Below are 11,366 nucleotides of genomic sequence, written 5' to 3' on the forward strand. Positions count from 1 at the left end.
GGCCCCAGACCCGAGTACGTCCAGTACGCGGGTCTGGGGCCGGCACGCCGAGAGCACGCACCTGACGCCGCCGGGCCGCCCTTCGGGCGACGACGGGAATTGTCAGACAGGCCCTAGAGCCTGCTGGAAGGGAGGTGGGGGACAGGCCCCGGGCCGCTCAGGGCAGGTCCGGCAGGTCCTCCGCGTAGAGCAGGGTCAGGTCGTCCGTGCTCGGCTCGTCCAGCTTGGCGACCCGGCCCGCGTGCCGCTCCACCATCGCCTCGAACGTCTGCCGTGCCGTGCGGCCGTTGCCGAAGGCGGGCCCTCTCGGGACGCAGGTGAAGTACTTCAGGACCGCCTCGGGCGCGCCCGGACCCAGCCGGTACTCGTGCTCCTCGGCCTGTTGCTCGACGATCCGCAGCAATTCGGTGGGGATGTAGTCGTTGAAGGTGATCGTCCGTGAGAAGCGGGACGCCACCCCGGGGTTGACCGACAGGAACCGCTCCATCTCCGCGGTGTACCCGGCGACGATCACCACGACCGCCTCCCGGTGGTCCTCCATCAGCTTCACCAGCGTGTCGATGGCCTCACGCCCGAAGTCGCGGCCCGAGTCCTCCGGCGACAGCGCGTACGCCTCGTCGATGAACAGCACACCGCCGCGCGCCCGGTCGAACGCCTCCTGGGTGCGGATCGCGGTCGATCCGATGTGCTCACCGACCAGATCCACCCGGGACACCTCGACCAGATGTCCCCGCTCCAGCACGCCCAGCGAGGCCAGGATCTCGCCGTACAGCCGGGCGACGGTGGTCTTGCCGGTGCCGGGGGAGCCGGTGAAGACGAGATGGCGCCGTGCGGACGCCGCCTTGAGGCCCGCCTGCTGCCGGCGCCGGCCCACCTCGATCATGTCGGTGAGGGCGCGCACCTCGCGTTTGACGTTGTCCAGGCCCACCAGTGTGTCGAGTTCACCGAGGACGATCTTCGATCTGCGGGCCGGAGCAGCGGACTCCGCGCCGGTGGTGACCGGTTCCCGATCGGTGCCGCGCTGGCCGGGGATCGTGCCCGGCAGACTCGCGGACGAAGCCGAGGTCTCGACCGCCGCCTCGTGCGCCGGGGTACGCAGCGACGCGCTCTCGTCGCTCGCGCAGTCCTCGACGACGGGACCCGAGCCCGGGGCCGAGCCCGCGTCGGCGAATTCGTAGCCCCCGCGCGCGCATCGCTCCGTACGGCACTTGCGCAGGGTCGACCGGCAGCCGTCGATCACGTGGAAGCCGTAGCCCCCGCTGTCCGCCACCCGGCAGTGCGTGAAGCTGCCCCGGCCGTCCGCCGAGACGTAGAAGCCCGCCTCGGCGGGGGAGGTGACCGTGCAGCGCTCGAAGGCCGGATCGGCGCCCTTGGTGACGATCACGCCGGTCTGTGTGCCATCGATGATGCAGCCGGACAGCGTGCCGCCACTGCCGTGGTCGCGGAACCAGGCTCCGGTGGCCGCGTCCCGGATGCGGCAGTCGTCGAGCTGCGCGGTCGCTCCGTCGCTCACCGACACCGCGGTGTTGCGCACCTGGGAGATGTCGCAGTCGACGACGTCCGCGCGCGAGCCCCGGTCGAGGACGAACAGCGCGTCCGGCACGTCGTGCACCCGGCACGAGTCCAGGACGGCGGTCGCTCCGTCGCTCACCCACACCGCGGGGTAGTCGCCCGTGCTGTCGAAGATCTCGCACTGGTTGGCGTCGACGCGGGTGCCCGGGTCCCAGACAGACAGGCCGTTGCGTCCGAACTGCCGCACGCTCGTGCGGGTCAGGGTGAGCACCGAGCGCGAGCGCAGATCGACCGCGTTCTCCGGGATGTCGTGGATGCGGCAGTCGGCGAGCGTGAGCACGGCGTCGGTGTCGAGGGTGACGCCGTCCGCGGTCGTCCGGTGCACATCGCAGTCGGTGAGGTGCGCCGTGGCCCGGGCGGTGATCTGCACCCCGGAGCCCTTGACCTCGTACACCTCGCAACCCACCGCCTCCAGCAAGGAGTTCTCGCCCGTGGCCGACAGCCCCGGACCGGAAGTGTGGTGTACCCGGCAGCGCTCGAGGCGCGGACGCGCGCCCCCGCGGACCACGACCCCCGACTGGCCGGCGGCCACGACCTCGCACTCCTCGAACACCCCGCCTCCGCCGTCCAGCACGGCGATGGCGACGCCCGCCGGGTTGTCGACGGTGCACCGGCGCACGGTCGGGCGGGCACTTCCGCGGACCTCGATCCCGGCCGCGGAACGTGTGACGATCCGTATGTCCAGCAGTTCGGGCGTGCCCTCTTCGACGAGCAGCGCGGGCGAGGCCGAGTCCTGGCCCTCCAGATGCAGGTCCTGGACGACCGCCGAGGCGCGTACGGTCAGTGCCACGCCGTCGATCGGCGCGATGCGGACGGAGCCGGGGGAGCCCTCGGGGCCGCGCAGTGTCACCTCGCGCTCCACCACCAGGTTCTCCCGGTAGGTGCCGGGAGCGACGGTCAGCACGTCACCGTCGGCCGCGGCCTCCAGGGCGGCGGCCAGCGAAGCGTACTCACCCGTGCGGCGCCGCCACCGCGAGGTTCCGGTGTGCGTCACCTGGACCGTGCCCTGTGCCATGGCGCTGTTGTGCCCCCACCTCGTTGTACGCGGGTCCTGCGAGGCCGTGCTGATGCCCCGTCGGTCGGGATCCCGGTCCCTGCCGGACAGCCTCTCACGACGGTGCCGAACAGTTCGGCCGGTCCACCGTAGCGTGCGCGGGGGCGCCCGGTTGACCGGAGCGGGAAGGCCGTCAGCTGCCGGTGTCTGCCTTGCCCCAGTCGGGACCCGCCTTGGCCCAGGCCCGGTCCCATCGTGCGTGACGCCTGCGGATCATGTGCCACAGGATCAACCGCCTGCCCCCTTCCAGCAGTCCGGCCGACAGCACCGCGGCACCGAATCCGGCCAGCACGGAGTGCGCGGTCGCGGTGGCTCGGTCCAGTGGGCGGCCCACTATTCGGCCGTGCCGGTCGGTCCAGATGGAGAACCGGTCGCCCGGCCGCGGCGACTTGAGACCGGCGATCACCGTGCCGCGCCGGGGGGTGCCGTCGGGCGAGGTCCAGTCGGCCACGACACGGCTGTGGGCGACCCGTCCCGACGGGGTCTCGGGGTCGGGGGCCAGCGGGCCCCGCGACAGCTTCCTGACGACGACGGCCGCCACATGGTGCCGGTCCTTGCGCTGGTCCCGCACGGCCTTCTGCAGCGTCCCCTGTACCGAGGCCCCGACAGCCACTCCGGCGAGGGGCGCCACGAACAGGGCGAGCAGGAGCGCGACCAGGGCCAACCAGGCCTCCACGAGATCTGTCGTACGGCGCAGCGGATTGCGCCGCCAGCGCCAGAGCCCGATGATCGCGCGCACCGTCCCGCACCCCCTTCCGCCTCCGAGATGTCCAGCAGCGGAGCCGTTCAAGCGCGAGGTCCGGGAAGAGAGGCCGACAACACCCTCCCCCAGGGCCCTTCATGAACATCTCCCGAAAACTCAACGATCCGGCCCGGCCGGAGGGTTCCCGGCGGCCAGGTTCTGGCGGGATGTCATCGGGCGGGCTACGGGCTACGCCAGGACCGTGACCGGGTCGCCGACCCGCACCGAGCCGCCGATCTCGGGCACCAGGTTCTGCCCGAACATCGCCTTTCCGCCGAAGCGCCGGTGCCGGGCGAGCGTACGCAGCGGCTCCTTGCCGCGCCGGGCGGTGTCCTGATCGGTCGTGGTCACGATGCACCGGCCGCACATCTTGGTGACCCGGAAGGTGACGTCACCGATGGCGATCCGCGACCAGTCGTCCTCGGCCCAGGCGTCGGTGTCCGAGATGACGACGTTCGGCCGGAAACGGCTCATCGGCACCGGGCCCTCCTCGGCCCGGTCGCCCTGCGCGATCAAGGAGTTGAGCGCGTCCAGCGATCCGAGTGTGGTGACGAGCAGCGGATAGCCGTCGGCGAAGCTGACGGTGTCGCCCGGCAGCGCGAACTCCGGATCGACGGGCCGGCGGACGGCCGGATCGTCCATGTGGGCGAGGCGCACGTCGGCGCCGACGTAACGGCTGCACCACTCGTGCGCGGCGGCGTCGGCGAGGACGGCTTCCACCTTGTCGCCGAAGATCTCCACCGTGGTCGTACCGATGGGTGCGGGCACGGGCACGGTCACCGGCTCGCGGTTCTCGGCGGAGAGACGGAGGCCGCCGCCGGAGAGTATCTCGGCGGCGGCCAGCGCCAGACGCGGCTGCTCGCGTTGCGTGACGACCTTTCCCCCGTCGTCGATCAGGACCCAGCGTCGGTCTCCGGCCAGCCCCCAGGGCTCGACCTCAACCTCCTGGAGCGACGTGCTCCGGAAGGCTTTGACCGGATGGACGTGAATCGAGTGCAGTACCGCGTTCCCCATGACCGCCATGGTGCCAGGCAGCACCGACAGTCCGGTCAGGGGTGGTCAGTACCCGCGGTATTGGATGCCCGGTCCGGCGAGGTGGGACGTCGCCGCGTGCCTCGCCGGTGAGCTGGCAGTTTGCGGTCGCTGTTGGTCGTTGGTTGTTGTTGCTGGTCTTCGTCGGACGGCCCACAGACGGCCCAGCTTCGCGGTGGCGTCGTCCGTGTCGCAGCGCCGAGTCGTGAGCTGGCCGAATTGCAGTCTCACCAGGAGCAGCACTCCAGGCTCGGCCTCACCTGAGATTTTAGCTGCGCGGAAATGTTACATAGGCCGTCTCCATCCATATCTCGTCCTGATCATGGGCTCGTTCGGTCTTGAACTCGCGCGCACTGATCATCTTCTGTCTGCGCTTGTTATTCGCTTGCCTGCCCGGCACGAGTCGGCCGAGACTGGTCTCAGTGATGCAGGACACGCATGCTTGCGTTCCTTCCCTGAAGCGCCGACTTCACCGGGAGGGGAGCGAGGCCCGTACAGCGCCAGCACTGACTGAGCGCCGAGGCCGGACTACGCAGGCTGGATGTGCTCCTGCCGCTCCCCGTGATGCGGGCCAGGATCCGCAGGGCGTGGGTGCGAGGGCTGGATCGGCGATTCCGGCTCCCGCGTGTATGCCTCCGCGGGAGTGGTTCTTGTGGAGGGAATCCACGAGGAGGGCCTCAGATGCCCCTCAGTTCCAATTCCGGTGCAACGATCCACGGTGAGAAGACCGAACTGCCCAAGCCCGTCCGCCGGGTCCCTGACATCCCGGACTCCAGCCTGCACAAGGAGCTGCGTGCTGCTCTGAAGAAGCACGGCATGAGCGACCGGGCCGCAGGAGCGATCTCGACGATCTGGACCAATCCGGACGCAGTCCTTCCGCAGGTCCAGAACCCCCAGCGCCGCCGCATCCCGGGTGCGGACCTGCTCGTCATTTCGGGTCAGGTGTACACCGCCCGCCTTGCGCCGGACCCGCTGAACCCTCGCAACGCCGACCGGATCAACTTCCGTCTCGCCGGAAACGAGGGGGCGCCTCCGGTCGCTCTGACTCCTGCGGCTGAGGCAGGCGTAGGCGAGATGTCCGTACGCGTTGCGAGCCGTGCGGCGCTTGCGGCCCAGCTCACGTGGGCAATGGAGACGACGCGCAACCGGAATGTCCCGAACCCGAGCATCGACGACCAGGGCATCATGGACCCGCCGATTGGCGTCGTCACCACCGTGTCGTACGACGCGGAGGGCGACAACCCGACCGCTCACATCTTCGTCCGCGAGGGATCGACGCGTACGAGTCACGGCCTCTACCACCTGCGCGTCAATGCCGACGAGCTCCTGTTCCAGCTGCCGCGCGGCGCGGCTTCGATGCAGACCCACATCGACAAGATCAACGGCTTCGCGGACAAACCGAGCAAGAAAATCGAGGAGACGGAGAAGTCAGCGGTGCGGTGCGCCGTCACCGACTTCGAGCTCATCATCGGCGTGGTGCCGGATACCCCGGGCACGGTGGACCTCGCACAGGCGATCAAGGCTCGCGTTGCCCAAGACCACCTCAACACGAAGACGCCCTGGAGCGACCCTGCGAAGTACACGACGCTCTCAGAGGAATGCCTCCTCGCGGCACGTGCGGCAGCCGTCGTGCCGAGCGATGCTGAAGCCGACTGGCTGGCTGGCCGGCTGACTCAGGAAGAAGCCGAGCAGAACAAGATCCCGGCCTTCCTGGATGACCGGGCAGCGCGCATCGTGCACCTCTTCACCACACGCGAGCGCAAGATCCATGACGCGGTGCGCAAGCCTATCGCCCTGGTTCTCGCCGACGGAGAGCCGCTGAACGGGCAGCGCCGGAAGAACGTGACTCTGAGTACCAAGCTTCCGCTCGGGGTCGAGATGATCGCCCGGGAGCAGCGGGGCACGGCGTCAGAGCCGGACTTGGCGGCCTTCCGCAAGACGCTGGAGAGCGCCCTTCCGTCGCACCTGAGCCAGGCCGACGCGTGGAAGCCGACACGGCGCACACCGGAAGCCCTGTTCCAGGCTGCACTTAAGGAGCTGGAGAGCGGGGAGGCCGGCGGACCTGCGGGAACCGAGCTGTGGGTCCGCGCGGCGTACGTCCTCGTAAAGCACAAGGCAATCAGCGGCCCGAGGCACGACATCGGAGCGGGTAGCGACCGCCGCCCTCCGGCCGACGTCATGCAGGAGCTCTTGGACACCGAGCACGGCCTGCACCATCTGCGGCAGGCAATCGAAGATGACCGTGCCGGTCTCCGGCCGCGGCAGGTTGATGCGCAGGGGCATCCCGAACAGAGCGCAGCAGGTGCGGACATCCCCATCAACAACAAGTTTCTCCGCGAGGATCTCGCCCCGAAAGACAAGGAGAAGAAGGAGCCCCTGGACGAGGAGGCAGTCCTCCAAGCGAAGTACCAGCGCTGGCTCACGGACACGCAGGGTGCGCTCAGGCTTCTGGCTGACGCAATGCGGAACCTCGGAGGTGTCAAGGACGAGAACGGCGTGGCTCTGATCGAACAGCGAGGCCGCGCTCAGGCCCGTCTGCTCCGGGACCAGCTCAAGAACATGCTGGGAACCGCTGAGGACTGGTGGGAGGCGGCCGTAGACGCCGGCCCCTCGGCTGCCGATGGTGGGATGAACGAGGCCGACGGCACCGAGGACGAGAGTGAGACGGCCCGATGAAGAAGGGCACCTACATGGCACTTGCCGACCTCTGCGGGACCAGCCTGCTCAAGGCGATGCCCGAAAGGCAGCCCGTCGCCCCGCACTTCCTGCCCAAGGCGTCCTGCGCGGTCTATGTCGCCGAGGACCCCAGCGGGACTGTTTGCTACATCGGATCGGTCTGCCGACCGCACGATGATGACGGTCTTGCCAGCCACATCAGCGAGTACCTCTATGACCTCCCCAAGGCCCAGAAATGGGACAGCCTCTACGTCCTGCTGCTGAGCTCCACGACACCGGAACAGCAGGTGCGGCAAATCGCAGGCGACGTCACCGCCTGGATGCTGCCGTACGACCGAGAACGCTGGCCGACAGCAATTTGACCCACCCGTGTCAACCAAGGTGGGGCCGTTCGCGGACGATGGGGCGGCCCCACCTCATGGCGGAACTCAGCTTGTACGGAAGACGAACGCACAGAGCAAGCCTGCCTCGCGCGGCTACCGGCGGGTGTCGAACCTGATCGGTTCAGGGACACCACCATGAGTTGGGCGATCACCCGGCTTGGGCCCAAAGAGGCCTGTCAGGTAGGCCAGAACCACATCCCCGTGCAGCAACGGAGCGCACCATCGAGCAGGCCCCTCTGGCCGCCAACGACGTTCTTGGGTCGGCGGCTTCTCTCAAGTGACGAGCAGTGGGATTCGACCCCGAAACCTGCGCATTGCGAGCTGTTCGGGCTGGCTCCGTAGTGATCCGGGGACGTCCGTCAATGAGTTCGCGTTGCAGGTCAGCTGGCGTTCCGGACGTTTACGGACGGGCTCGTACTGCGCTCGCCCGCCGGACCGCCGACGCCCTTCTGGCCCTGTGGCCGGGCAACGGACGCGACCCGACCCTGCAACAGACCCTGCGCGCCAACGCCACCGCCCTGCACGAGGGCACCACCCCGACCCACCGAGGGGGCGCCGCTCTCAGCAGTGACCCTGAAGGGGACGGGTCCGGTAATAAAGCGCGAGGCCGTGGCCGTTCTGACCGCTGAACCAAAGATGGTCGACCACGTTCTATCGCCGCAGCCTGGGTCGCCCCCCGGCCGGCGTTCCTCCAATGTTCAAATCTTAGCAAGCCAGATAATCCAGATGACCAACCATAGCACCGTTTCGCAAACCAAAAGACTAAAAAGGATGAAAATCCCGCGCGCGGCATGCTTTGTGGCCTCAATCATTGTTTTCTCTGGATTGGTGATATAGGTTCTCAAGATTCTATTCCGGAGAGTCCGGACCGCTAGCCGAATAGGGAGGTGGCGATAGAGTCCAACGAGTTTGAAAATCGAATCCGTTGCCTCCTTAAATGCTTTCATGCCTGATTTTGAATCCGTCACCTTTTTTAGTAGATGATGATCCGTTTCCTGACTCAATTCCGTGAGGTTTTCGGCCATCCACTCGCGCGGGATTGTTCCCGGGGGCGCCTCTGCTGCGAGGATAGCTTCATGAAGGTCTCGCTCTGCGCTCCGTCGCTCCTGCTCGCTATTAAAGGAAAAAAGACGCAACAAGTGGTGCGCGGCATCGAGGCGGCCCCATGCGAAATCGCTCTTGCGCCAATCCTTGCTGAAGAACGCAGCAAAGTGCTGGAAGCGCACCCCGTACAGCTTCCGATCGCCCATATTGGCGAACTGGTCCTCGAAGAGAGCTCGGCTCATCTTATCCGGACCCAAGCGCAGAAATTCAAAGGTTGGCATTAGGTGTTCGATGACCTTGGATGGGGCAGCGTAAGCTCGAGTGACTACCTCAACTGAGAGACAAGCAGTCACGGCATCCTGCGGGCTGTCCCACGACTTGATGTTGGCAGCCTTAAGCGCATTGACGTAACGTGTCGCTGCCTGTCTCATGATTTCACCCAAGACTCCTGGGATATCAAGACGTGAGAAGCATTCTTGAATGAAAGAAGCAGTCCCTTGATCGGAAAGAACGGCTTCGGGAGTACCCTGCAGTTGAGCGTAATCCTCGAAAGCCTCCATTGCAGCCATTACCGCTCGAAGATGCTCAGTGATGAACTGAGTACCCTCAAGCAAGCGCCCCTGCTGGGCCTCACTTAGGTCATTTCGCATAACATGCCCATGAAGGTGATTACTGAACGCCTGGAGGGCACGTTCAGCCGGGAGGAATCCCCAGCGCCACTGGCTACTCAGTACACCAGTGATCTGGTCCTCATTTTTCAGTGGTACCCAAATTGGACGCCCTGACGAATTGAGGATCTCATCGATTTGATCATCGGTGGGCTCAGGCATCACGGCTAGAGATGTCACTGTCTGGCCATCAGCAAGCCATCTTCGCAAATCATACATTACCGCGCGCGCGCGATTTCTCCGATATTCGGCCAGTTGCGCCAGGGCTAGCTCAGTAAGATGGCTACACAATTTCGAATCGCTGCACGCTCGCTCGAAAAGATCAATGTGAGTATCGCGAACGCTGCTACTCAATCGATCAACGAGCGCTTCGGTGCTGTCCCTGAAATCTGCTTCTTGTGGATATAGAGTGGCATTGAGTGCGATCTTATGCCATGGCGTGCTCTCATTGAATCTCTCCTGCCCCTCGTGTTCTCTATGGCCGGCAGAGGGGACCACGTAGACAAGGACTCGTCTAACAGGAACATCCAACGTGCGGCGCGAGATGGCTTCAAGGACGGGAGCGAAGGGGGCGTTATTCAGCACTCCTCCATCCATGACAAAACCCGATGGGTCATCGAATGACGGTTTAGGGTGTACGCGATATTGAATCATCGAAAAATCGCCTACTGGAGGGAATGCGACTGGAAAGCTTGCAGTGGCACGAGCGGCCTGTACTAGCACTTCGCTATTTGCGGGGATGAAGTCAGTCTTTCGCGTTGATGAGAATTCCCACCTCCCCTTAACTTGCTCATAGACGACGGCATTGTCATCGTGCTGAAATTGATAGAGTCGACGATGGTCGCGTACTGAAAATTCATTTCCAAAACCATCTGCATAAAGACGTGACCGTCCATCAAGGGAGGTGGCTGGGAGGAACAGGGTGACTGGTTTACTGGCGTGCCTGGAGCCAAGACCAATGCTCTCGACTGCTTCCCTGACGCTATTCGAGAAAGATTTCCCGCTGAGGGCACTCGAATCCGGCTTCGGAGAAAGCAATTTTGTAATGGAGGCTGACTCCTCCCACACCTTTCTTAGGTCGGGCAGGGCTGCACCCCTCCCGAGAGCTGTGGCTAGCAGCATGCCGTTCAGGCCGCCGGCTGAGGATCCTGCCACTACGTCGATTGCGACACGTGTGCCGGAGCGCTTGGCAATCTTTTTCCAGGCTTTAAAAACCGCCTGATCGCGGACACTCACAGTATCTTCGCTTGCGTCACCAGATGCTTGACGAAGCAAATCGAGTTCATGGGTGACACCACCCATCCAGACTGCGAGGCTGACTCCTCCGTTGAGGACGAGGGCAAGTCGAGTCTCGTGACCCACAGGAAATGAGCTGTAGTGCATGCTGCCAACCTAAGTTGCATCGGCGCGGCGGTCGCTTGGACTAGTCTGTTTGATCGATCTTGTGACAGCTAATTGAGTGAGCGTTTTCAGAGTGGCCACCGATGGAGTGACGGAGTCGGTGTGCGCAAAGCACAAGGCACCCGTGCCGTTGAGGGAGGTGTTCGACGTCTCAACTCATCAGCGCAGGTGCCTCGTTGGTTCCTCATCCTGCCGCACTCGACCTGCCTCATCCGCTGGTCGAGTGGGTCACCATGCTCATCGTCACCCGTGAGGGTGACCGCCGCTGTAAGCTCCCGCCGCATCAACGCGCGCTCGTCGCTCTGGTGTACCTGTGTAAGCACGACACCCTGGCCCACCTCGCCGCCGACTTCGACATCTCGGTCGGCACCGCCCACGCCTGCACCACGGCGGTGATCGACCTCCTGGCCGCCCGGGCGCCCGGCCTGCTCAAGGTCCTGCGCGGGCACGAACCGGAGTACGTACTGCTCGACGGGACGCTCGGCGAGTGCGACCGCGTGAGCGACGGCCGTGTCGACTACTCGCCCAAGCACCGTCGCCCACGGCTTGAATGTCCAGGTCGTGACAGACCCGACCGGACAGGTGCCGTGGATGTCGCCCGCCTTGCCGGGCCGGTGCCACGACCTGACCGCGGCCCGCACTCACCGGATCATCCGGATCTGCGAGCGCCAAGGCGTCCCCGTCCTCGCCGACCGCGCCTACCAGAGCGCCGGACCCTGGGTCACCACCGGGCGCAGACGACCGCCCGGCGGCCAGTTGTCCCCGACACAGCGCACGATCAACCGGGCACTGAC

General features: G+C 65.5%; 6 protein-coding genes and 1 pseudogene. 3 read left to right on the forward strand and 4 right to left on the reverse strand.

Translation table 11 applies throughout. The features are described from left to right. Nucleotides 1-157: 157 nt before the first annotated feature. From ACWEBX_RS34265 to ACWEBX_RS34275, 3 genes are all read right to left on the reverse strand, one after another. Complete coding sequence (locus tag ACWEBX_RS34265) at nucleotides 158-2,587, reverse strand: right-handed parallel beta-helix repeat-containing protein (protein WP_451888660.1); 2,430 nt, start codon at nucleotides 2,585-2,587, stop codon at nucleotides 158-160. Between the two features lie 172 nt (nucleotides 2,588-2,759). Continuing rightward, nucleotides 2,760-3,365 carry an Rv1733c family protein gene (locus ACWEBX_RS34270; RefSeq protein ID WP_451888661.1) on the reverse strand — a complete coding sequence of 202 codons (606 nt, stop codon included), beginning with the start codon at nucleotides 3,363-3,365 and terminating at the stop codon, nucleotides 2,760-2,762. A 192-nt stretch (nucleotides 3,366-3,557) separates the two neighbouring features. After that, nucleotides 3,558-4,382 carry an MOSC domain-containing protein gene (locus ACWEBX_RS34275; protein WP_451888662.1) on the reverse strand — a complete coding sequence of 275 codons (825 nt, stop codon included), beginning with the start codon at nucleotides 4,380-4,382 and terminating at the stop codon, nucleotides 3,558-3,560. A 699-nt stretch (nucleotides 4,383-5,081) separates the two neighbouring features. Between ACWEBX_RS34275 and ACWEBX_RS34280 the strand changes: the two genes are divergently transcribed. Both ACWEBX_RS34280 and ACWEBX_RS34285 read left to right on the forward strand, forming a co-directional pair. After that, nucleotides 5,082-7,076 carry a hypothetical protein gene (locus ACWEBX_RS34280; protein WP_451888663.1) on the forward strand — a complete coding sequence of 665 codons (1,995 nt, stop codon included), beginning with the start codon at nucleotides 5,082-5,084 and terminating at the stop codon, nucleotides 7,074-7,076. After that, nucleotides 7,073-7,438, forward strand: coding sequence for a hypothetical protein (locus ACWEBX_RS34285; RefSeq protein ID WP_451888664.1), 366 nt, complete (start codon nucleotides 7,073-7,075; stop codon nucleotides 7,436-7,438). The genes ACWEBX_RS34280 and ACWEBX_RS34285 overlap by 4 nt, the downstream gene beginning before the upstream one ends. Nucleotides 7,439-8,157: 719 nt before the next feature. Here the strand turns inward: ACWEBX_RS34285 and ACWEBX_RS34290 are convergent. Then, a complete protein-coding gene (locus ACWEBX_RS34290) occupies nucleotides 8,158-10,554 on the reverse strand; it encodes a DUF3376 domain-containing protein (RefSeq protein ID WP_451888665.1) in 2,397 nt (798 codons plus the stop codon). A 194-nt stretch (nucleotides 10,555-10,748) separates the two neighbouring features. Between ACWEBX_RS34290 and ACWEBX_RS34295 the strand changes: the two are divergent. Beyond that, nucleotides 10,749-11,366: pseudogene (locus tag ACWEBX_RS34295) on the forward strand (transposase family protein); the annotation flags it as partial.

This window comes from Streptomyces sp. NPDC005070 (genome assembly GCF_053600395.1).